1 pseudogene is annotated in these 355 nt (G+C 65.1%); it reads right to left on the bottom strand.

Annotated elements, in window-relative coordinates:
* A pseudogene (locus B2790_RS03490) lies at window positions 1-355 on the bottom strand (hypothetical protein); the annotation flags it as partial.

The following is a 355-nucleotide window of genomic DNA, read 5'->3' as shown; positions in this document are numbered from 1 at the left end:
CCATGCCGACCGGGTCGGGCAGCGTCAGCGCCAGCAGGCCATTGGGCAGTTGTTCCTGCTGGATGACATTGCGCACATGCGTGCGGGTTTCATGCCAGCGGCCCAGGCGGCTGTAAAAGCCATGAGCGCTGGTAAACCTGGCAGAAGAAAAGGTCGAGAACTCCAGCACCTGTTCCAGGCCGAAGCGGAAGCTGTCGGTCATGGCGATGCCGAGGCTGGCAGGGTCGTTGCGTGCGGTGTGCAGGTCCACTTCGACGAAGCGGGCGAGGGTGCCCGGGTCACTGTCGGCGATGCCTTGCCGATAGCGGTCGAGTACCGCACGGGGCCAGGGGTCGTTGGCGAAGGCGATCCAGGC

It is taken from the genome of Pseudomonas sp. UBA6753, assembly GCF_002453565.1.
Classification (GTDB): Bacteria; Pseudomonadota; Gammaproteobacteria; order Pseudomonadales; family Pseudomonadaceae; genus Aquipseudomonas; species Aquipseudomonas putida_Z.
This window is presented reverse-complemented; position numbering and strand designations above follow the sequence as displayed.